Annotated in this window: 21 protein-coding genes; 2 read left to right on the top strand and 19 right to left on the bottom strand. The window is 69.9% G+C overall.

Annotated elements, in window-relative coordinates; all coding sequences use genetic code 11:
• Positions 1-3: 3 nt before the first annotated feature.
• From argF to OL358_RS11895, 6 genes are all read right to left on the bottom strand, one after another.
• Positions 4-927, bottom strand: coding sequence for an ornithine carbamoyltransferase (gene argF, locus OL358_RS11920; RefSeq protein ID WP_264710177.1), 924 nt, complete (start codon positions 925-927; stop codon positions 4-6).
• Complete coding sequence (locus tag OL358_RS11915; protein ID WP_264710176.1) at positions 924-2,138, bottom strand: acetylornithine transaminase; 1,215 nt, start codon at positions 2,136-2,138, stop codon at positions 924-926. Before OL358_RS11915 ends, argF begins: the two co-directional genes overlap by 4 nt.
• Positions 2,135-3,034, bottom strand: a complete 900-nt coding sequence (gene argB / locus OL358_RS11910; protein WP_264710175.1) for an acetylglutamate kinase — start codon at positions 3,032-3,034, stop codon at positions 2,135-2,137. Before argB ends, OL358_RS11915 begins: the two co-directional genes overlap by 4 nt.
• Positions 3,031-4,188: a bifunctional glutamate N-acetyltransferase/amino-acid acetyltransferase ArgJ gene (gene argJ, locus OL358_RS11905; RefSeq protein ID WP_264710174.1), complete on the bottom strand. Its 1,158-nt coding sequence runs from the start codon at positions 4,186-4,188 to the stop codon at positions 3,031-3,033. Before argJ ends, argB begins: the two co-directional genes overlap by 4 nt.
• On the bottom strand, positions 4,185-5,255 hold the full coding sequence (gene argC / locus OL358_RS11900; RefSeq protein ID WP_264710173.1) for an N-acetyl-gamma-glutamyl-phosphate reductase: 1,071 nt from the start codon (positions 5,253-5,255) through the stop codon (positions 4,185-4,187). The genes argJ and argC overlap by 4 nt, the downstream gene beginning before the upstream one ends.
• A gap of 209 nt (positions 5,256-5,464) precedes the next feature.
• Positions 5,465-6,454 (bottom strand): NAD-dependent epimerase/dehydratase family protein, encoded by a 990-nt coding sequence (locus OL358_RS11895; protein WP_264710172.1) that lies wholly within the window; start codon positions 6,452-6,454, stop codon positions 5,465-5,467.
• 195 nt (positions 6,455-6,649) lie between these two features.
• On the opposite strand from OL358_RS11895, the gene OL358_RS11890 reads away from it, so the two are divergent.
• Positions 6,650-7,780 (top strand): AAA family ATPase, encoded by a 1,131-nt coding sequence (locus tag OL358_RS11890; RefSeq protein WP_264710171.1) that lies wholly within the window; start codon positions 6,650-6,652, stop codon positions 7,778-7,780.
• 9 nt (positions 7,781-7,789) lie between these two features.
• On the opposite strand, the gene pheT is transcribed toward OL358_RS11890, so the two are convergent.
• The 10 genes from pheT to infC all read right to left on the bottom strand — a co-directional run bounded on the left by pheT (position 7,790) and on the right by infC (position 17,160).
• Positions 7,790-10,324, bottom strand: a complete 2,535-nt coding sequence (gene pheT / locus OL358_RS11885; RefSeq protein WP_264710170.1) for a phenylalanine--tRNA ligase subunit beta — start codon at positions 10,322-10,324, stop codon at positions 7,790-7,792.
• On the bottom strand, positions 10,324-11,364 hold the full coding sequence (gene pheS, locus OL358_RS11880; RefSeq protein ID WP_264710169.1) for a phenylalanine--tRNA ligase subunit alpha: 1,041 nt from the start codon (positions 11,362-11,364) through the stop codon (positions 10,324-10,326). Before pheS ends, pheT begins: the two co-directional genes overlap by 1 nt.
• A 48-nt stretch (positions 11,365-11,412) precedes the next feature.
• The gene (locus tag OL358_RS11875; RefSeq protein WP_264710168.1) at positions 11,413-12,327 is read right to left on the bottom strand and encodes an amino acid ABC transporter permease; all 915 of its coding nucleotides are present in this window, start codon (positions 12,325-12,327) and stop codon (positions 11,413-11,415) included.
• Positions 12,324-12,971, bottom strand: coding sequence for an amino acid ABC transporter permease (locus OL358_RS11870; RefSeq protein WP_264710167.1), 648 nt, complete (start codon positions 12,969-12,971; stop codon positions 12,324-12,326). Before OL358_RS11870 ends, OL358_RS11875 begins: the two co-directional genes overlap by 4 nt.
• A 66-nt stretch (positions 12,972-13,037) precedes the next feature.
• Positions 13,038-13,940 (bottom strand): glutamate ABC transporter substrate-binding protein, encoded by a 903-nt coding sequence (locus OL358_RS11865; RefSeq protein ID WP_264710166.1) that lies wholly within the window; start codon positions 13,938-13,940, stop codon positions 13,038-13,040.
• A gap of 118 nt (positions 13,941-14,058) precedes the next feature.
• Positions 14,059-14,850 (bottom strand): amino acid ABC transporter ATP-binding protein, encoded by a 792-nt coding sequence (locus OL358_RS11860; protein ID WP_413631471.1) that lies wholly within the window; start codon positions 14,848-14,850, stop codon positions 14,059-14,061.
• A gap of 79 nt (positions 14,851-14,929) precedes the next feature.
• Complete coding sequence (locus OL358_RS11855; protein WP_264710165.1) at positions 14,930-15,727, bottom strand: TrmH family RNA methyltransferase; 798 nt, start codon at positions 15,725-15,727, stop codon at positions 14,930-14,932.
• 96 nt (positions 15,728-15,823) lie between these two features.
• Positions 15,824-16,207 (bottom strand): 50S ribosomal protein L20, encoded by a 384-nt coding sequence (gene rplT, locus OL358_RS11850; RefSeq protein ID WP_204979719.1) that lies wholly within the window; start codon positions 16,205-16,207, stop codon positions 15,824-15,826.
• A 30-nt stretch (positions 16,208-16,237) separates the two neighbouring features.
• Entirely contained in the window at positions 16,238-16,432 is a 195-nt protein-coding gene (rpmI, locus tag OL358_RS11845) for a 50S ribosomal protein L35 (protein ID WP_191718014.1), read from the bottom strand.
• A 71-nt stretch (positions 16,433-16,503) separates the two neighbouring features.
• Positions 16,504-17,160 (bottom strand): translation initiation factor IF-3, encoded by a 657-nt coding sequence (gene infC, locus OL358_RS11840; protein ID WP_264710292.1) that lies wholly within the window; start codon positions 17,158-17,160, stop codon positions 16,504-16,506.
• 272 nt (positions 17,161-17,432) lie between these two features.
• Between infC and OL358_RS11835 the strand changes: the two genes are divergently transcribed.
• Complete coding sequence (locus OL358_RS11835) at positions 17,433-17,810, top strand: DUF1844 domain-containing protein (RefSeq protein ID WP_413631516.1); 378 nt, start codon at positions 17,433-17,435, stop codon at positions 17,808-17,810.
• Here the strand turns inward: OL358_RS11835 and OL358_RS11830 are convergent.
• From OL358_RS11830 to priA, 3 genes are all read right to left on the bottom strand, one after another.
• Positions 17,807-19,201 (bottom strand): pyridoxal phosphate-dependent decarboxylase family protein, encoded by a 1,395-nt coding sequence (locus OL358_RS11830; protein ID WP_264710163.1) that lies wholly within the window; start codon positions 19,199-19,201, stop codon positions 17,807-17,809. The two genes, OL358_RS11835 and OL358_RS11830, sit on opposite strands and share 4 nt — an antisense overlap.
• Positions 19,202-19,376: 175 nt before the next feature.
• Positions 19,377-20,144, bottom strand: coding sequence for an SseB family protein (locus OL358_RS11825; RefSeq protein ID WP_264710162.1), 768 nt, complete (start codon positions 20,142-20,144; stop codon positions 19,377-19,379).
• The gene (gene priA, locus OL358_RS11820) at positions 20,128-20,874 is read right to left on the bottom strand and encodes a bifunctional 1-(5-phosphoribosyl)-5-((5-phosphoribosylamino)methylideneamino)imidazole-4-carboxamide isomerase/phosphoribosylanthranilate isomerase PriA (RefSeq protein ID WP_264710161.1); all 747 of its coding nucleotides are present in this window, start codon (positions 20,872-20,874) and stop codon (positions 20,128-20,130) included. Before priA ends, OL358_RS11825 begins: the two co-directional genes overlap by 17 nt.
• Positions 20,875-20,922: the final 48 nt, after the last annotated feature.

Genomic DNA, 20,922 nt, shown 5'->3' with positions numbered 1-20,922 from the left:
TCGTCAGTCCTGCCGGAGCAGCCACACCAGGAGCGCCTTCTGGGCGTGGAGGCGATTCTCCGCCTCGTCCCACACCACGCTCTGCGGGCCGTCGATGACCTCGGCGTCGACCTCGTAGCCGCGATCGGCCGGGAGGCAGTGGATGAAGATCGCGTCGTCCTTGGCCAGCCCCATCAGGTCGGTCGTGACCTTGTAGCCGCCGAGGTCGCGCAGCCGGGCGAGCTTCTCCTCCTCTTTGCCCATCGACACCCACGTGTCGGTCACGATGACGTCGGCGCCGGCCGCGGCCTCGTTCGCATCGGTGTACAGCGCCACCGAACCGCCCGTCCCGGCGGCGCGACGGTCGGCGTCGGCGATCACGTCGTCCCGCGGCGCGTACGACTCGGGCGATGCCACGCGCACATGCATCCCGGCGGTGACGCCGGCGAGCACGTACGAGTGGGCCATGTTCGACATGCCGTCTCCGAAGAAGGCCAGCGTGAGCCCGGCGAGCTCGCCCTTGTGCTCCTTGATCGTGAGCAGGTCGGCCAGCAGCTGGCACGGGTGGAAGTCGTCGCTCAGCGCATTGATGACCGGGACACGCGTGCCCTCTGCCATCTGCTCGAGTCCGGCCTGCGCATATGTGCGCCACACGATCGCGGCGACCTGGCGCTCGAGCACGCGAGCGGTGTCGGCGGGCGTCTCCTTGCCGCCGAGCTGGCTGTTGGCGGTGGAGATGATCAGCGGCGAGCCGCCGAGGTCGGCGATGCCGACCGCGAAGGACACGCGCGTGCGGGTCGAGGACTTGTCGAAGATCACCGCGACGGTCTGCGGTCCGTCGAGGGTCTTCAGCTTCCAGCGGTCCTTCTTGAGTGCGACCGCGAGGTCGAGGATCTCGTCCTGCTCGGCCTGGGTCAGATCGTCGTCACGCAGCAGGTGGCGGGTCATGCGGGAACCTCCGTGGGGGTTTCGAGAAGCAGCGCATCCTCCACGGTGCGCAGCGAAGCGGTGAGCAGGTCGATGAACTCGTCGATCTCGATGTCGCCGATCGTGAGGGCGGGGACCAGTCGGAGGGTCTCGTCGTTGGGCGCGTTGATGACGAGCCCGTGCTCCTGCGCGGCGGCCACGACGGCTTTCGCGACCGGATGGCTCAGCGCGACACCCAGCAGAAGGCCGCGCCCCCGCACTCCGTTGACGAGGTGAGAGCCGATGCCGAGAATCGCCTCGCGCAGCTGCTCCCCCCGTTCGGCGGCATTGCGCACGAGGTCGGCGCGTTCGATCTCGCCGAGCACCGCGCCGGCGACCGCCGTGCCGAGGGCGTTACCGCCGAACGTCGAGCCGTGCGTACCTGGGTAGAAGAGGTCGCTGGCGTGCCCGAAGGTGATGAGGGCGCCGATCGGGAAGCCGCCGCCGATGCCCTTGGCCACCGTGATCGCGTCGGGCGTGATGCCGGCGTGCTGGAACGCGAACCACTCTCCGGTGCGCCCCGCGCCGGTCTGGATCTCGTCGATCACGAGCAGCGCGCCGTGGCGGGACGTGAGCTCCCGCGCCGCCGCCAGGTATCCCTCGGGCAGGTCGATGACGCCCGCCTCGCCCTTGACCGGTTCGACGAACAGCGCGGCGACGCGGTCGTCGAGCGCGGCATCCAGCGCCTCGACCGTGGAGTCGATGAACTCGACGCCCGGGGTCATCGGCAGGAACGGCTCCTGCATCCACGGCTTACCGGTGAGGGCGAGCGTGCCCATCGTGCGGCCGTGGAAGGCGTCCTTGAGCGCGAGGATGCGCGGACGATCGGCGCCGCCGTGCAGTCGCGCGAGCTTGAACGCGGCCTCATTGGCTTCGGCGCCCGAGTTGCCGAAGTACACGCGCCCCGACTCCCCCGTGCCCGCGAGGCGCTTGAGGCGGGCGGCGAGGTCGAGCTGGGGCGGCGTCGCGAAGTAGTTCGACACGTGCGCGAGGGTCGCGGCCTGACTCGCCAGCGCCGAGACGAACACCGGGTGGGCGTGGCCGAGCGAATCGACCGCGATGCCCGCGAGGAAGTCAAGGTAGCGCTTGCCGTCGGCGTCCCACAGGTGCGAGCCCTCGCCGCGGACGAACATCGCCATCCGCTCGCCGAAGCTCCTGACGAGGTCGCGCCCCGCATCGTCCTGCCATGTCATCCGAGCACCACCTCTGTCCCGATTCCCTTACTGGTGAAGATCTCCACGAGCACCGAGTGCGGCACCCGCCCGTCGATGATCGCGGCGGTGTCGACGCCGCCCTCGACGGCCTCCAGGCACGCGCGCATCTTCGGGATCATCCCGGACTCGAGCGAGGGCAGCATCGCCTTCAGCTCGCTCGAAGTCAGGTGCGACACGAGTGAGTCGCGATGGGGCCAGTCGGCGTAGAGCCCCGGGACGTCGGTGAGGACGACGAGCTTCGCTGCTCCGAGTGCGACGGCGAGGGCGGATGCCGCGGCATCCGCGTTCACGTTCAGCGAGTGACCGGGCTGGTCGAGGTCGGGGGCGATGCTCGAGACCACGGGGATCCGGCCGGCGGCGAGCTGGTCGAGCACGGCCTGCGGATCGACCTCGACGACATCGCCGACGCTGCCGAGGTCGTGCTCGACGCCCTCGATGACGACGCCGCGACGGCGCCCGCCGAACAGGCCCGCGTCCTCGCCGCTCAATCCTGCCGCGTGCGGCCCGTACGCATTGATCTTTGCCACCAGCTGCGGGTTGATCTGGCCCGTGAGCACCATGCGCACGACCGAGATCGCCTCGGTCGAGGTGAACCGGTAGCCGCCCTTGAACTCGCTCGGGATCGAGAGGCGGTCGAGCATCGACGAGATCTGCGGTCCGCCGCCGTGGACGACGACGGGCTTGACGCCGACGTATCGCAGATAGGCGATGTCGGCGGCGAAGGCGTCTTGAAGCTCCTCCGACACCATCGCGTTCCCGCCGTATTTGATCACGACGATCTGATCGCGGAAGCGCTGGAGCCACGGGAGCGACTCGATGAGTGTCGCCGCCTTGCGGCTCGCCTCGTCGGGGTCGGTGTCCTGGATCTCGGTCATGAGGAGTATGCGCTGTTCTCGTGGACGTAGTCGTGCGTGAGGTCGTTGGTGAGGATCGCGGCGGTCGCGGAACCCACCTTGAGGTCGATGACGACCTCGGTCGCGCGCGGCGTCAGGTCGACCGCCTCGCGCGGGGCGTCGGGTCCACCGGCCGTGCACACGCGGACGCCGTTCATCCAGACGTCGACGTCGTACGGATCGAACTCCGCTGCGGTCGTGCCGATGGCCGCCAGCACTCGGCCCCAGTTGGGGTCGTTGCCGAAGATCGCGGCCTTGAAGAGGTTGTTGCGGGCCACCGAGCGGCCCACCTCGACGGCATCGTCTTCGGACGCGGCGTTCCGCACCAGGATCCGGATGTCGTGGCTCGCGCCCTCGGCGTCCGCCTGGAGCTGCTCCGAGAGGTCGAGGCACAGGGCGGCGAGCGCCTCGCCGAACGCCCCGGGGGCGGGCGTGACGCCCGACGCGCCGCTGGCGAGAAGCGTCACCTGATCGTTGGTCGACATGCAGCCGTCCGAGTCGAGCCGGTCGAAGCTCGTGCGGGTGGCCGCGCGCAGGTGCGCGTCCGCCTCGTCCGCCGAGAGCACGGCATCGGTGGTGATGACGACGAGCATCGTCGCGAGGCCGGGCGCCAGCATCCCGGCACCCTTCGCCATGCCCCCGATGGTCCAGCCGTCGCGAGCGACGACGGCCCGCTTGGGTCGCGAGTCGGTGGTCATGATGGCGAGGGATGCCGCCTCCCCGCCGTCGGTCGACAGCTGCGCGAGTCCCCGCTCGGTCCCGGTGAGGACCTTGGCGCGGAAGACCTCGTCGCCGGTCCCGATGAGGCCGGTCGAGCAGACCAGGATGTCGCCGGCGCCGACCCCGAGGAGCTCGGCGGCCTTCTCGGCGGTCTGGTGCGTGGTCTGGAATCCGAAGGATCCGGTGAAGCAGTTCGCTCCGCCGGAGTTGAGCACGATCGCCTCCACGACGCCGTCCTGCACCGCCTGCTGCGACCAGATGATGGGGTTCGCCTTGGCGCGGTTCGACGTGAAGACGGCGGCGCCGACCTTGAGCGGTCCACGATTGACGACCACGGCGACGTCGGGCTTGCCCGTCGACTTGAGTCCGACAGCGACGCCGGCCGCCTCGAATCCCTGGGGTTCGGTGACACTCACGGGGCGACTCCGTTCACGCTGAGCGCCGTGCCTTCGGCGAGGCCGAGCGCGATGTTCATCGACTGGACCGCGGCACCCGCGGTGCCCTTCACGAGATTGTCCACGGCGGTCACGATCACGACGCGGTTCGCTGCGCGATCGATCGCGAGCCCCATCAGGGCCGTATTCGCGCCGAGCACGTCGGCCGTGCGTGGGAACTCCCCCGCCGGCAGCAGCTGGACGAAGGTCTCATCGGCGTACGCGGCCTCCCACGCGCCGCGGATGTCGGCATCCGACGCCCCCGGCGCGATCGGCGCCGTCGACGTGGCGAGGATGCCCCGCGACATCGGCACGAGCACGGGCGTGAAGGAGATGCGGACGCGCTGTTCTGCGCTCGTCGAAGGGTCTCCGGCGGCGGCCGCCGCCCGCAGCGCCTGCTGGATCTCGGGGATGTGGCGGTGCGTGCCACCGACGGCATAGGGGTTGGCCGAGCCGAGGATCTCACTCGCGAGCAGGCTGGTCTTGAGGCTCTTTCCAGCACCCGACGGACCGACCGCGAGCACCGTGACGATGTCCGACGGGTCGATCACGCCCCCCGCGACGCCGGGAGCGAGCGACAGCGAGACCGTCGAGGCATTGCAGCCGGGGGCCGCGATGCGGGTTGCCCCGACCAGGCGATCCCGCTGCTTCGCGCCTGCGACCGGGAGCTCGGGAACCCCGTACACCCACGGCTCGTGGAAGTCGCCGCCGTAGAACTGCTCCCAGTCGGCGACCGACTCCAGGCGGTGGTCGGCGCCGGCATCGATCACGAGCGGCGTGTCGCCGAGCGCGTCGGTGTACTGACCCGACTGACCGTGCGGCAGCGCGAGGAAGACGATGTCATGCCCGGCCAGCACCTCGGGAGTGGTCTCCTGCAGGGTGAGACCGGCGAGCGATCGCAGATGAGGCTGGTGCTGGATGAGCGGCTGTCCCGCGTTGGAGTGCGCGGTGACGGTGCGGATCTCGACGTCGGGATGCGCGGCGAGGATCCGCAGGATCTCGCCGCCCGCATAGCCGGATGCGCCGGAGACGGCGACCGAATATGTCATGGATTCCACCTTAGAGTCTGGGTGCGGGGGCCGAAGGCGGCGACGCCCGGGGGTCCATGACAGGACCGCGCGCAGGGTCGCCTAGAGTCGGCGCTCGCCCAGACGGCGACGGCGCGCGGGAGCGGCGCTCGAACCGAGCGTCGTGAGTCCCTGGGTCGCCGAAGGCATGCCGCGACGATAGCCGTCGGGTCGCGGCATCCGCAAATCGGTTACGCGGTGCGTCCGCGCAGCTGTGCCAGCAGCGCGACTTCGTCGGGACGCGCCAGGCCCGATCGGCGGTCACGGTCGAGGCCGCGCTCGCGCTCATCGGCGAGGGTGCGGGCGAGGGTCTCGCGGAGCGGCCGGAGGCTGCCGCCGAGCAGACGGTACACGGCGTTGGAGCGGGTCCAGAATCCCGGCAGGTCCGCGGGGAGCCAGAGCGGCAGCGATCGCGGGCCCATCCAGTACGCGACGTCATGCGCCTCGAGCCACGCGTCGTCGGCCGGCCGCAGCGTTCCGGTGTGCTCGGCGACCTCGGCCGCGTGGCGCAGCATCCGATCCAGCGGCACGGGATCGCCGACGGCGTTCGCGACGCCGGTCCAGCGCGCGCGTCCGACCGCGACGATGAAGTCGGCGAGGTCGTCCACATCGATCACCTGCGCGCCGCGGTCCGTGCCGTCGGGAACCAGCACGTCCTCGGCGCCGGCGAGCGCGAATCGCCCGACCCAGTAGCCGAACCGGTCGGTGGGGTCGCCGGGCCCGACGATGAGTCCCGGTCGCACGATCGCCGCACGATGCCCGAGCGCGGAGCGGACGGATGCCTCGGCCGCAGCCTTCGCGCGACCGTAGTCCGGCTCGTCGTCCAGGCCGAGCGGCTCCAGCAGCTCCGCCGATTCGTCGGCGCCGGACGCGTCGTTCGCGGCGTAGACCGACGCGGTCGAGACGTACGTCCAGTGCTTGGTCCGCTCCTCCAGCGCTTCGACCGCGGCCGCGACATGCACGGGGTTCGAGGAGATGTCGATGATCTCGTCCCACTCGCGCCCGGCCAGCGCTGCGTAGGCGCCTGGCTCGTCGCGGTCACCCGTCACGAGGGTCGTGCCGTACGGTGCGTCGCGGCCGCCGCGCGCGAGGCAGGTCACGGATGCTCCGGCATCCGCCCACCGTTCGGCCACGCGGCCGCTCAGCCAGCCGGTGCCGCCGAGGATCAGGACGTCGGTCATGACTCCACCCAACCACTCCCGCGGGGAACCGGCATCCTTCTCCGCTCTCGGCGGATCTCCGCGTGCACAACTCAGGATGAGGCGCCTACGGACACGGGATGAACCCCGGAAACATTGCGAGCGAGGTGTGCTCACGACCGGATCGGTCCTGAGTTGGGTACGGGGGGCGTCCGACCCGGCTGGCAGGATGTCGGCATGCTGACCACCGTCGCCGTGTCGGGCTATCGATCCCTGCGCGATATCGTGCTGCCCTTCGCCGCGCTCACCGTCATCACCGGCGCCAACGGCTCAGGCAAGTCCAACCTGTACCGCGCGCTGCGCCTGCTCTCGCACGCCGCCACGGGTTCGCTCATCGGCGCGATCGCCCGCGAGGGCGGGCTGCCGTCGCTGCTGTGGGCGGGTCCGGAGTTCGGGGGCGACCAGGGCACGGTGCGGAAGGGTCCGGTCGCGGTCAAGCTCGGATTCGCTTCAGACGAACTCGGCTACCTGGTCGACCTCGGCATCCCCCAGGTCGACCAGCGCAGCCTGTTCGCGCGCGATCCGGAGATCAAGCGCGAGCAGGTGTTCGCGGGCGCGCTCGCGAAGCCCGCCACGCTGCTGATCGACCGGCTTCGCGGAGCCACGCGCGTGCGCGACGGCGCGTGGACGTCGCTCGATCAGCAGCTCGCGCCGTACGAGAGCATCATCACCGACCTCGCCGACGGCGACACGGCCCCCGAGCTGCTCGCGCTGCGTCGCGCGCTCGGAGGCTGGCGCTTCTACGACCATTTCCGCGTCGACCCGGAGTCGCCGGCACGACAGCCGCAGGTCGGCACGCGGACGCAGACGCTCTCCCACGGCGGAGAGAACCTCGCGGCCGTGTGGGCGACGATCCAGGATGCCGGGCACGGCGCTGCGCTCGATACGGCGGTGTCGCGGGCGTTCCCCGCATCCCGCGTGTCCGTCGAGCAGGCCGACGGCCGATTGCGACTCGTGATGCACCAGCGGGGCCTGCTGCGTCCGCTCGAGACGACCGAGCTCTCCGACGGCACTCTGCGCTACCTGCTGCTGTGCGCGGCACTGCTTCCGGCCCGGCCCGCGCCGCTGATCGTCCTCAACGAGCCCGAGGCGAGCCTGCACCCCGAGCTGCTCGAGCCGCTCGGCGCACTCGTGGCCGAGGCCTCAGATCGCTCGCAGGTGATCGTCGTCACCCACGCGGAGCCCCTGTCGGCCGCGCTCGCGCACGCGGGTGGGATCGCCCACCGCCTGGAAGCGCACGCCGACGGCACGCGGGTCGCCGGGCAGGGCCCGCTCGACCATCCCGCGTGGCACTGGGGCTCGCGCTGAGCCTCGGCGTCAATCGCGCAGAGCGGCACCGAAGCGCTCGGACGCGACCGCGACCCCGCCGAGCTTCGCCTCGGTCGCCTCGGCAGCCGTGAGCGTGCGGTCGGGTGCGCGGAACCGCAGTGCGAACGTCAGGCTCTTCGCTCCCTCGGGAACGCCCTGGCCGCGATAGTCGTCGACCAGGCGGACCGACTCCAGCAGCCCGCCCGCACCTTCGACCAGCGCCGTGCGCACGTCTGCGGCCGGCACGTCGACGCCGAGGACGAGCGACACGTCCTGCGTCGCGGCGGGGAAGCCCGACAGCGACGCCGCGACCACCTTCTCGCCGGCGAGCGACAGGACGAGGTCGAGGTCGAGTTCGGCCACGATGACGCGACCGGGAAGATCGGATGCCTCGGCCACCGTAGGCAGGAGCTCGCCGATGTACCCCACTTCGACGCCGTCGACCGACAGCACGCCGGTGCGCCCGGGGTGCAGCGCGGCGCGCTGACCCTGGGCGACCTCGACCGATACGCCCGCTGCGGCCGCGATCGTGCGCGCGGCGTCGACCGCGTCGGCGAGTTGCGCACTCACCGGCGCGAGTCCGGGCTGCTTCGGGAACAGGTTCCCGGCGAGGAGGATCGCGACGTGGCGATGCTGCGGCGGGATCGAGGCGTCCAGCTCGGCGAGGGTCGCGGCATCCGGACGCACCGCCAGCGGCGGCACGTGCGACGTGCCGTATGCGACGCCCGGTTCGGGGAGGAAGACGGAACCGGTCTCGAACAGCGCGAGATCGGTGAATCCGCGCGCCACGTTGCGATGCGCGACCTGCAGCAGGTTGGGGATGAGCGAGCGACGCAGGAACGGCGCCTGGCCGTCGAGCGGGTTCGCGAGCTTGACGCTGGGCAGGTGGTCGCCCGACGCGGAGCCGTGGAGGTCGTTCTGGTCCTCGGTGGTGAAGGCGAACGACGGCGTCTCGACGAATCCCGCGGCGGCGAGCGCGTTGGCGACTCGGCGACGACCCTGCTGCGCGGCGGTCAGACCGCGACCGGACGGCGGCGTGGGCAGGATCGACGGGATGCGGTCGTAGCCCTCGATGCGGGCGACCTCCTCGGCGAGCGTCCACTTGTCGGTGAGGTCGGGACGCCACGACGGCGGGGTGACCCACCACTGTGCAGCGTCGGCGTCGCTGACCTCGGTGCCGACCATCTCGAGGGCCGCGATGATCTCGGCCTCGGTGTAGTCCACGCCGATCAGCGCCGGGACGAACGGCTTCGGCAGACTGATCGCTCGCTGCTCGACGGTGGTGAACAGGGCGCCGCCCACCTCGAGGTCGAGCGTGCCGCCGGCGTACTCGACCATGAGGTCGGCGACGCGGCGCGCGGCGACGAACGGGACGAGCGGGTCGACACCGCGTTCGAAGCGCCGCGACGCCTCACTGGGCAGCTTGTGCCGGCGAGCGGTGCGGGCGATCGAGACCGTGTCGAACGTCGCGGCCTCGATGAGTACGTTGCGCGTCGCGTCGCTCATCTCGGTGGTGCCACCGCCCATGACCCCTGCGAGGCCGATCGGACCGGACTCATCGGTGATCAGCAGGTCTTCGGCGCTGAGCGTGCGCACCTTGCCGTCGAGCGTCTCGAGCTTCTCGCCCGCCTCTGCCCGTCGCACGGTGATGCCGCCCCGCAGCTTGTCGAGGTCGTAGCCGTGGATGGGCTGGCCGAGCTCGACCATGACGTAGTTGGTGATGTCGATGAGGATGCCGAGCGAGCGGATGCCGGCGAGGGTCAGCCGAGCGACCATCCAGGCGGGCGTGGGCTTGGTGGGGTCGACGTCGCGCACGATCCGCGCGACGAACTCCGACGCGCCGACGCGCCCGCGGATGGGCGCACGGTCGTCGACGGCGATGGGGAACCCCTCGGCGGGCTGCTGCAGCTCGCCCCACGCGCGCAGGCCTGGGTCGCGGAAGGCGGCACCGGTCGCGTGGGAGTACTCGCGCGCGACGCCGCGGATCGACAGCGCGTAGCCGCGGTCGGGCGTGACGTTGATGTCGACCGCGACGTCATCGAGTCCGAGGAGGGTGATCGCATCGGTGCCGACGGGCGCGTCGATGCCGAGCTCGACCAGGCGGAGGATGCCGTTGTGCTCGTCGCCGAGACCGAGCTCCTTCGCCGAGGCGATCATGCCGTCCGAGACGTGGCCGTACGTCTTGCGGGCGGCGATCGGGAAGGGTCCCGGAAGCACCGCACCGGGCAGGGTCACGACGACCTTGTCGCCGGCGAAGAAGTTGCGGGCCCCACACACGATGCCGTGCACGGCGTCGCCGCCGTCGGCCGCCGCCTGGCCGTCGGGCGCGACGCGCACCCGGCACCAGCGGATCGTCTTGCCGTTGGACTGCGGCTCCTCGACGAACTCGAGTACCTCGCCCACGACGATGGGCCCCTGCAGCTCGAAGCGGAAGACGTCTTCCTCCTCGAAGCCGACCGACACCAGCGCGGCGAGGACGTCCTCGGGCGTGGCATCCTGCGGGACGTCGACGTACTCACGCAGCCAGGAGAGCGGGACGCGCATCAGACCACCATTCCGAACTGCTCGCTGAAACGCACATCGCCCTCGGCCATGTCGCGCATGTCCTGGACGTCACTGCGGAACATGAGCGTGCGCTCCACACCCATCCCGAACGCGAAGCCCGAGTACTCCTCCGGGTCGATCCCCGCCGCGCGCAGCACGTTGGGGTTGATCATCCCGCAGCCGCCCCATTCGATCCACCGGGCGCCGCCCTTGAAGGTCGGATGCCAGAGGTCGAGCTCGGCCGACGGCTCGGTGAACGGGAAGTAGTTCGCGCGGAACCGCGTCTTGGCCTCTGCACCGAACAGCACCTTTGCGGCGTGGTCGAGCGTGCCCTTGAGATGGGCCATCGTGATGCCCTTGTCGACGACGATGCCCTCGAACTGCGTGAAGACGGGCAGGTGCGTCGCGTCGAACTCGTCGGTGCGGTAGACGCGACCCGGGCACAGGACGTACAGCGGCAGGTCGCGCTCCAGCATCGAGCGCACCTGCACGGGGCTGGTGTGCGTGCGCATGACGAGGTGGCGCTCGACGGGATCGACGAAGAACGTGTCCTGCATCTGGCGCGCGGGGTGATCCTCGTCGAAGTTCAGCGCGTCGAAGTTGTACCACTCGTGCTCGAGCTCGGGCCCCTCCGCGATCTCCCAGCCCATGCCGACGAAGATGTCGGAGATCTGGTCCTGGAGCAGGGAGATCGGATGCCGCGCCCCCACTCGCGCCCGCCGGGGCAGCGCTGTCACGTCGACACGCTCGGCCTCCAGCCGCGCGGCGGTCTCGGTCTCGGCGAGCTCCTGCTCACGCGCAGCGAACGCCTGATTGACGCGCGCGCGGGCCCGGCCCACGAGCTTGCCGAACTCCGCCTTCTTGTCACCGGGCACGGTGCGCAGCTGCGCGTTGAGCTGGGCGAGCGGCGAGCCCTCCGCGCTGTGGGCGGAACGGGCCGCCTTCAGCGCGGCGGTGTCGCCGGCCGCCGCGACGGCGTCGAGCGCCGACTGCACGGCGGCCTCCACCGCCTCGGGCGTGATCTCGTGAGCTTCAGACACGAGAACCGAGTCTACCGAGAGCGGATGCCTCGCCTCGCCGCACTGCGGTCAGGCAGCGCTGCCCTGCCCGAACTTCCCCGCACCCCTCTGCGCCACGATCAGCTCCGTGTCGGTGATCTCCTGCGTCGGCTGGTTCGCACCTGCTACCCGCGGGGTCTTCGCCGAGCTGCGCAGGCGCTTCTCGACCGTGTTCGCCACGAAGGACAGGATGAGACACAGCGTGATGTAGATCGCGCCGGCCACCATCGTCGCCGGGATGATCGGCGAGTCGAGGTTGGCCTGGTTGCCGAGGTACTTCGCGTAGAACAGCAGCTCCGGGTAGGTGATGATGAAGCCGAGCGCGGTGTCCTTGAGCGTGACGACGAGCTGCGCGATGATCACGGGCATCATGGACCGGATCGCCTGCGGCAGCAGCACGAGCCGCATGACCCCCGCCTTGCGCAGGCCGATCGCGTATCCCGCCTCGCTCTGACCACGCGGAAGCGCCTCGACGCCCGCGCGGATGACCTCCGCCAGCACGGAGCCGTTGTAGGCCACGAGCGCGATCACGACCGCCCAGTACGGCGACATCTTCACGCCGATGACGGGCAGGCCGTAGTACAGCAGGAACATGAAGACGAGGACGGGGACCGCACGGAAGAACTCGACGATCACCGTGAACGGCCAGCGGATCCACGCGTGGTCCGACATCCGGCCGATGGCCAGGACGAACCCGAGGATCAGCGCGCCCACGGCCGCGGCCGCGAAGGCAGCGAGGGTGCGCAGCGTTGCGAGACCGAACTGGACCCACACGTTGGTGAAGGTGAACGCGTACCACTTCTCGGCGCTCAGCTGCCCGGTCGCCCACAGGCGCCAGACGAGCCACCCGAGGAAGGCCAGCACCACAAGGACGGTGAGCACTCCCAGCACGCGGTTGCGCGCGATCGCCCGGGGACCGGGAACGTCGTAGAGAACCGAGCTCATCGCGCCACCCTCCAACGGTTCTCGAGCGCGCGCTGCGCCCACGAGAGCAACAGCACGAGCGCAACGAAGATCACCATTACCCACAGGATCACGACCATCTGATTCGCTCCGTCCTCGCTGAGGTAGTTGCGGATCGAGCCGAGGTTGACCACCGAGAATCCGGCTGCCACCGTCGTGTTCTTCAGGAGTGCGATGAACACGCTCATCATGGGCGGGATGACCGAGCGGAACGCCTGCGGGAGGATCACGAGAGTCATGACCTTGCCGAACGGCAACCCGAGCGCACGTGCCGCCTCCGCCTGGCCGACCGGCACCGTGTTGATCCCGGAGCGGATGGTCTCGGCGACGTAGGTCGCCGTGTAGATGCCCAGTGCGACGACGGCGAGGACGAAGAAGGACATCCGCACCTGGAGCAGGATCGGCACCGCGAACGCGAACGCGAAGAACACGAGCGTCAGCGGGGTGTTGCGGATGATGTTGACGTAGGCCGTGCCGACCGCGCGCGCGACGGGGATCGGCGAGACGCGCATGGCTCCCACGATGAACCCGAGCACGAGCGCGATGAGCCCGCCCCACAGGAACAGCGTGACGGTGCCCCATAGCGCTTCCCCCCATGTGGGGAGGTTGTCGGTGATGACGCCCACGGCGCTCCTCTCACGTGTCCTTGGAGGTGAGGGTCCCGGGGGCTCGCGCCCCCGGGACCCGTGCGGTCAGTCGACCGCGGGCTGCTCGCCGGCGATACCGGACTCGGCGAGGTTGGCGTCGAAGATCTCCTGCCAGATGTCGCCGCCGTCCGTGAACAGGGTGTTGATGTGCTCCTGCAGAGCGGCGTCGCCCTTTGTGAGGCCGACGCCGTAGCGCTCCTCACTGAAGGGCTCGCCCGCGAGCTTGAGTGCCTCGGGGTCCTGCTGGACGTAGCCGGCGAGGATCGCCTCATCGGTGGTGATCGCGTCGACCTGTCCGTTCTTCAGCTGCTCGATGCAGGCCGAGTACGTCTCGAACTCGGTGGTCTCGGCATCCGGGTACTCGTCGCGGATGCGCTGCAGCGACGTCGAGCCGGTCACCGAGCAGACCACCTTGCCGGCGAGGTCGTCGGGACCGTTGATGTCCTCGTTGTCGGCCGCGACCAGCAGGCCCTGACCGGTGATGAAGTACGGCCCGGCGAAGTCGATCTGCTCCTTGCGGGAGTCGGTGATCGAGTACGTGCCGACGTAGTAGTCGATGTCGCCGTTCACGAGCGCCTGCTCGCGGTTGGCGGAGGGGATCGTGACGTACTCGATCTGGTCCTCGTCGAAGCCGAGCGACGCGGCGATCCAGCGGGCGATGTCGACGTCGAAGCCGGAGCGCTCGCCGGTCGTCGCGTCTTCGTAGCCGAGGTTCGGCTGGTCGTTCTTGACACCGACCACCACGCCTCCGCGCTCGGTCATGGCGTCGAACGTCGGGCTGCCCTCGAGCGTGACGTCGGTGGCCACCTCCCAGGGCTGGTCGCTCGCCGTTCCGCCGTCTCCCCCGTCGGTGGGGTCCGCTCCTGGTGTGCCGCTGTTGCACGCGGTGAGCGCGAGAAGTGCGATCGCCGAGATTCCGATACCCGTGATGATTCGTGATTTACGCATGTTTCCTCCTGGTTGCTGTGTGCGAACTGGTTTCGTATGTCCGACGTTTCGGGTCCGTTCGGAAGTGCTGTGCGAGTGGTGGTGCTGCTGTTCCCCTCCTCGGGGTATGGCCTGACGCCTAGTGGGTCAGGAGCTTCGACAGGAAGTCCTTCGCGCGATCGCTCTGCGCGTTCGTGAAGAACTCCTCGGGAGTCGCCTCTTCGACGATCTGCCCGTCGGCCATGAAGACCACGCGGTCTGCCGCCTTGCGCGCGAATCCCATCTCGTGCGTGACGACGATCATCGTCATGCCGTCCTGGGCGAGGCCGACCATGACGTCGAGGACCTCGTTGATCATCTCGGGGTCAAGAGCGCTCGTGGGCTCGTCGAACAGCATCACCTTGGGCTGCATCGCGAGCGCACGGGCGATCGCGACGCGCTGCTGCTGGCCGCCGGAGAGCTGTGCGGGGAGCTTCGAGGCCTGCTGGGCGACGCCGACCCGTTCGAGGAGCTGGGTGCCGAGCTTCTCGGCATCCGCCTTCTTCATGCCCTTCACCTTGATCGGCCCCAGCGTGACGTTGTCGAGGATCGTCAGGTGGGCGAAGAGGTTGAACGACTGGAACACCATGCCGACGTCCGCGCGCAGCGCCGCGAGGTCCTTGCCTTCCTTCGGCAGCTCTTTGCCGTCGATCCTGATGGTGCCGCTCGTGATCGTCTCGAGGCGGTTGATGGTGCGGCAGAGCGTGGACTTGCCGGAGCCCGACGGGCCGATGACCACGACGACCTCCCCACGATTGACGGTCAGATCGATGTCCTTCAGCGCTTGGAACTCGCCGTAGTGCTTCTGGACATCGGTGATCTCGACCAGAGGGTCGCCGCGTCGCACAGTGATGTTCGACGTCTTCGGCGCGCTTTCATCAGGCGTCGTCATACCGGCACCCTAGGCCGGGCGACCGACGCCCGGCCAGGGGTTGAAATGCGTCTTAACCGTGTTGTAACACGGTGCCGGATCAGCCTGCGCGCTGCGCGAAAGCGGTCTCGTAGAGGCACACGCTCGCCGCAGTGGCGAGATTCAGCGACTCCGCCGCCCCGTAGATCGGCAGCCGCAGCGACAGATCGGCGAGCACGAGCGCGGAGTCCTCGAGCCCTCGCGCCTCGTTGCCGAACAGCCACGCGGTGGGCTCGGCGAGGAGGTTCCGGGATGCGAGGAAGTCCCCGCCTCCGACATCCGCGGCGATCACCCGCACACCCGCGGCATGCGCCTTCTCTACTGCGGACGCCAGGTCGACGCCGACCGCGACGGGCACGTGGAAGAGGGAGCCGGTGGTGGCGCGCACCACCTTCGGGTTGTACGGATCGACGGTGCGTCCCGTGAGGATGACGGCATCCGCCCCCGCGGCATCGGCCGCGCGGATGATGGTGCCGAGGTTGCCCGGGTCGCGGACCTCCTCGCAGATCGCGACGAGACGGGGCATCGCCGCGAACACGTCGCGCAGCGACGTCGGAGACTGCCGGGCCACTGCCACGATCCCCTGCGGCGTCACCGTGTCGGCCATCGCGTCCAGCACGGCCTCGGTCGTGAACACGACCTCGATCCCCGCATCTCGCGCGGCGTCACGGACATCGGAATGGCGCTCCAGTGCGCTCGGCGTCGCGAACACCTCGACCAGGGTGTCGGGACGGTGACCCAGCGCCTCGCGCGCGGACTGCGGACCCTCCAGAAGGAAGAGTCCGGTCTCCTGGCGAGCGCTCCGTTTCGTCAGCTTCGCGACAGCGCGAACGCGCGGAGAGCGAGGGTTCTCGAGCACGGGATCAGTCTAGGGTCGCGGCCGGCGATTCCCTGTCAGGCAGGGACGACGAAAGGGCGCCCTCCGTGCGGAGGACGCCCCTTCGGAAGAGAGTGGTCAGGCGCTCTTGGGAGCGTTGACGTTCTCGGGCAGCGCGGCCTTGGCCGTCTGGACGAGCGACGCGAACACGGCGGGCTCGTTCACGGCGAGCTCGGCGAGCATACGACGGTCGACCTGCACACCCGCGAGGCCGAGGCCCTGGATGAAACGGTTGTACGTGATGCCGTTCTGGCGGCTCGCAGCGTTGATGCGCTGGATCCACAGGCGGCGGAAGTCGCCCTTGCGCTTGCGACGGTCGCGGTACGCGTAGACGAGCGAGTGGGTGACCTGCTCCTTCGCCTTGCGGTACAGGCGCGAACGCTGACCCCGGTAACCGGACGCGCGCTCCAGGATGACGCGACGCTTCTTGTGGGCGTTGACGGCCCGCTTGACTCTAGCCATTTCTTCTGTTTCCTATCAGTGCGTCGGCGCTCAGAGGCCGAGGAGCTTCTTGGCGACCTTGGCGTCACCCGGGGCCAGGACCTGCTCCTGGTTGAGGCGGCGCGTGCGGCGCGACGACTTGCCCTCGAGGTTGTGGCGCATGTTGGCCTGCTGCTTCATCAGCTTGCCGCTACCGGTGACCTTGAAGCGCTTCTTGGCACCCGAGTGGGTCTTCTGCTTCGGCATCTCTTCTTCCTTCGTTTCACTTCCCGCCCAGGCGGGAGTCGGGGTCCCGCCGGAGCGGGAGTATGTGGGGCCTATTCGGCCGTGGCGGTCTCGGTCTCGACCGCGGCGTCGTCGTCTGACGCGCCGGGGCCGGTACGAGCCGAACGTGCGGCTTCCTTGTTCGCGGCGCGCTGAGCGTTCTGCTCGGTCTTCACCTCGGACTTGTTCTTGTGCGGGGCGACCACCATCACCATGTTGCGGCCGTCGATCGTCGGGTTCGACTCGACGGTGCCGAACTCGGCGACGTCCTCCGCGAACTTGCGGAGAAGACGCACACCCTGCTCGGGACGCGACTGCTCGCGACCGCGGAACAGGATCATGGCCTTGACCTTGTCTCCCGACTGCAGGAAGCCTTCGGCGCGCTTGAGCTTGGTGATGTAGTCGTGGGCCTCGATCTTCAGACGGAACCGGACCTCTTTGAGGACGGTGTTCGCCTGATTGCGACGCGCTTCCTTGGCCTTCTGCGCAGCCTCGTACTTGAACTTGCCGTAGTCCATGATCTTGACCACGGGCGGCTTCGAGTTCGGGGCCACCTCGACGAGATCGAGGTCGGCCTCCTGGGCCAGGCGCAGCGCCACCTCGATGCGGACGACGCCGACCTGCTCACCCGCGGGTCCGACGAGGCGGACCTCGGGGACGCGGATGCGGTCGTTGGTGCGGGGATCGCTGATGCGGAACTCCTCTTTCATACGGATGTCGGCCACCGCGACACATGGGACGTGACGCGGGCTGAAGAGGAGTTCATTCCACCCGCTCGGCGCTCAGCGCCGGCTTCTGCACCCTGTCGTCGCGCGCGGTTCTCCGCTCGCGAGCATCTGTCCCGAACGCTGCGCGGTCGGGGCGGAGTGCGTGACCCGGTAGCCTGGAACGGCAAGCGCGGGTGGGATGTGATCCTCTTTCGATCCGGAGCAGAACGCACCGGAGCCCGCACGAGTCTAGCAGAGAGAAGCGCGTGACCACGATTCCGCCCTCAGACGACGACCGCCACTCCCGCTGGGAGGAACAGGAACGCGCGGCATCGGCCGCGACGCGCGACATCGCGGACGTCCCCGCGGTCGAGGTCATCACGACCGCCGCCGTGCACCTGATGAGCGCCGCCGCCGTGAAGGTCGGCCTCGCCGACGATCCCGCCGCGCAGACCGACCTCGACGAAGCGCGCAAGCTCATCAACGCCCTCGCCGGCCTCATCACCGCGGGTGCTCCCGAGATCAGCGACATGCACGCGCGGTCCCTGCGCGACGGTCTGCGTTCTCTCCAGCTGGGCTTCCGCGAGGCGTCGACCATCCCCGACCCGATCGGCAAGGGTCCCGGCGAGAAGTGGACCGGACCGGTCAACTAATCCCGGATGCCGAGCGCGGCCGCGCCGCGAGCCACGGCGTCTACCGTGCGGCGAACCGCCTCCGCGCCCGTGCTGAAGTTGCTCACGGCGAAACGCACCACCGTGCGCCCGCGCCACGTCGAGGAGGATGCCCACACGGTTCCTTCGGCACGCAGCCATTCGCCGAGCGCGGCCGTCTCGGCGTCATCGCGCGCCGCGAGGCAGACCTGGGTGAAGACGACGTCGTTGACGACCTCGAGTCCGGGAATCCCGCGGAAACCCTCGGCGAGGGTGGCCGCGGCATCCGCCAGTCCTTCCACCAGGCGCGCAGCGCCGCGCCTGCCCAGGGTGCGCAGCGCCGCCCACACCGGCACGCCGCGCGCGCGACGGGAGAGCTCGGTCACTCGGTCGTAGGGGTCGGAGATGCTCGCCACGGCCGGCAGGTAGGCCGCGTGGGCGCCGAGCGCCGCCGTCATCGCAGCCTCGTCCCGCACGATCGCGACCCCGCAGTCGTACGGCACGTTGAGCGTCTTGTGCGCATCGGTCGCCCAGGAGTCCGCATCGGCGACACCCGCGGTGAGGTGCTGCAGGCGCGGACTCGCGGCCGCCCACAGGCCGAAGGCGCCGTCGACGTGCACCCACGCGCCCGCGCTGCGCGCCACGGCGATCGCCGCGGTGAAGTCGTCGAACGCACCCGAGTGCACATCGCCGGCCTGGAGCGCGACGATCGCGGGAGCGTCATCCGCCGCCAGCTCCCGTTCGAGTCCCGCGACGTCGATGCAGCCCTCGCCGTCTGCCCCGACCGTGACCGGCTCCCCCAGGCCCGCCAGCCGTCCAGCGAGCACGACCGAGGTGTGCACGGCACCGCCCGCGAGGAACCTCAGTCGAGGTCCCCCCTGCAGACCGGCGAGCGGATCCGCCCCCGCGCGGCGCAGCTGCGTGTCGCGCCCGACGATGAGGCACGAGGTGTTGGCCATCGTCGCGCCGGTGGTGAAGCCCAGGCCGCTGGCGGCGGGAAGGCCGAGCAGATCGAGGAGCCACGCCGCGGCGACCTCCTCGATCGCCGCCGTCGCGGGTGTCGGCTGCCGTGAGCCGGTGTTCTGGTCCCACGCCGAGACGAGCCAGTCCGCGCCGAGCGACGCAGGGTACGCACCTCCGATGACGAAGCCGTAGAACCGCGACGACCCCATCGCCATCAGCCCCGGGCCGGATGCCTCGGCCAGCTGTTCGACGACCGCAGCCGCGTCCGCCCCGTCCTCGGGGAGATCGTGCGGGAGTCGCTCGAGGATCCCGTCGACGTCGAGCTCGGGGCGGATGGGACGCTCGTCCATCGTGTCGAGCCACTCCAGCGCGCGTCGGTGCGCGACCTCCAGTGCGTCGCGGTACTGCTGCCTCATCGTGTCGTCGTGCATGACTTCCCCTTCTCGCTTCTCGAGTCGCCAGGACACGCCGGAACGCGGTGCGATCACACGGCGTGTTCTGGCGACTCGATTCCTGATCCTCCGCCGGTCGGCGGGGTGCGGCAAGGGGCCGCAGCAGGATCACCGGCTCCTGGAGAAGAGCGCCGTGCGGCGCGTGGGATACGCGTCAGGCGCGGATGAGTCTCACGGTGAGCGAGTCGGCGAGCACGGCGATGCGATCGTCAGCCGCCCAGCGGGTCGCCAGGCGCGAGAGCACCGCGTCGAGCTCGACCTTCTCGAGCCCGTGGATGAGGTGGAGGCGCACGACGAGCTCCGGACCCCGCAGGCGCGCGTCGGGATCTCCGGGCTCCACCGCGAGATCGATCACCGCCAGCTCGCCGCCGATGCTCTCCTGGAGTCCCGCATAGACCTCGGGCGACGCGAAGCTCGGCTCCCACGCATGACCCTGCGCGATCGCCCACACCGCGGGCCGGCGCAGCACGAACTCGGTGGTCGAGCCGGGGTCGATGACGATGAGATCGGTGTCGTCGGCGGATGCCGCGGCCGCCGTGCGCGTCCCGTCGGCCGGCACCGGGCGGGCCGAGGCGTCCCACCGCCTCATCGTGTCGACCGAGGTGAACACCGGCAGCACCCGACGGCCGTCGGGGGCTGCGACGGTGACGATCGAGAGCTCCTGCGTCTTGTCGACCGCCAGACCGTGGGCGCCGATGCCCTCGTCGCCCTTCTCGGCCAGGAGCGGGATGAGCAGGCGCGCCGCGCGATACGCGTCGACGACCTCGACCTGACCGCCCGTTCTGGCTCGGAACGCGAGCAGCGCGGCGAGGAGTGCGGGATCAGCCGATCCGTCGTCGGCCGAGTGCGGATTCGCGTGGAAGCTGCGACCCTCCCACGGGACTCCGGCCGAGTCGGCCCGGGGGTCAGTGTCCGGCGACATCCAACGCCTCGGCGAGCGTGAAGGCACCCGCGTAGAGCGCCTTGCCCACGATCGCGCCTTCGACGCCGAGCGGGACGAGATCGCGGAGCGCTGCGATGTCGTCGAGGCTCGACACGCCGCCCGAGGCCACGATCGGCTTGGGCGTGCGCGCGGTCATCTCGCGCAGCAGTTCGACGTTCGGGCCCTGGAGCGTGCCGTCCTTGGTGACATCGGTGACGACGTAGCGGCTGCAGCCGGCGGACTCCAGGCGGTCGAGAACCGTCCACAGGTCGCCGCCCTCGCGGGTCCAGCCGCGAGCGGCGAGCGTCGTGCCGCGCACGTCCAGACCGACGGCGATCACGTCGCCGTAGCGGCCGATGACGTCGGCTGCCCACTCCGGGTTCTCAAGGGCGGCGGTGCCGAGGTTGATGCGCGCGGCACCGCTCTCGAGCGCTGCCTCGAGTGTGCGGTCGTCGCGGATGCCGCCGGAGAGCTCGACCTGGACACCCCGCACCTGCTTGATGACCTTGCGCATGATGCCGGCATTCGATCCGCGCCCGAAGGCGGCATCGAGGTCCACGAGGTGGATCCACTGCGCACCCTGGCGGGCGAAGTCGAGGGCCGCGTCGACGGGGTCTCCGTAGCTCGTCTCCGTGCCCGCCTCCCCCTGGGTCAGGCGCACGGCCTTGCCGTCGGCGACGTCGACAGCGGGCAGCAGGATCAGCTCGGGCGTAGAGGCGAAATCGTTCATGGCTCCTCGTGCTGGCAGGTCTCGGAGAGGGAGGCTCCCGTAGACGGC

Source organism: Microbacterium sp. SSM24 (genome assembly GCF_025989145.1).
Lineage (GTDB): Bacteria > Actinomycetota > Actinomycetes > Actinomycetales > Microbacteriaceae > Microbacterium.
Note: the sequence above shows the minus strand (reverse complement) of the source record. Positions and strands in the feature narration are given on the sequence as shown.